Genomic DNA, 423 nt, shown 5'->3' with positions numbered 1-423 from the left:
CGCCGTGGTGAGGCCCAATCAAGTGTGGTGCGCCGACATCACGTATATCCCCATGCCGCGCGGCAACGCCTATTTGTGCGCGGTCATGGACTGGTCTTCGCGTCGGGTCCTGGGTTGGTCGCTCTCCAACACCATGGAGACCGGCCTTTGCCTGGAAGCGCTGGAAAAGGCCTTTGCCACCACCGGCAAGGTGCCTGGGATTTTCAACACCGACCAAGGATGCCAGTTCACCTCCGAGGAATGGATTAGTCGCCTCGAGGAGAAGGGAATCCGGGTCAGCATGGATGGCAAGGGCCGCTGGATGGACAACGTCTTCATCGAGCGACTTTGGCGCAGTGTGAAGTATGAGGAAATTTACCTCCACGAACACGCCACCCTCATCGGGCTCTGTGCGGGCTTGGAGAAATGGTTCGCGCGCTACAA

Annotated in this window: 1 protein-coding gene; it reads left to right on the top strand. The window is 59.1% G+C overall.

Translation table 11 applies throughout. From position 1 onward, the window contains the following. Positions 1-423: DDE-type integrase/transposase/recombinase (locus JIN78_RS16995; RefSeq protein WP_200393189.1), on the top strand; the 423-nt coding region annotated here is incomplete at both ends.

Source organism: Roseibacillus ishigakijimensis (assembly GCF_016595415.1).
GTDB lineage: Bacteria > Verrucomicrobiota > Verrucomicrobiia > Verrucomicrobiales > Akkermansiaceae > Roseibacillus > Roseibacillus ishigakijimensis.
The sequence above is the reverse complement of the archived record's forward strand: the minus strand, read 5'-3'. Positions and strand labels throughout refer to the sequence as shown.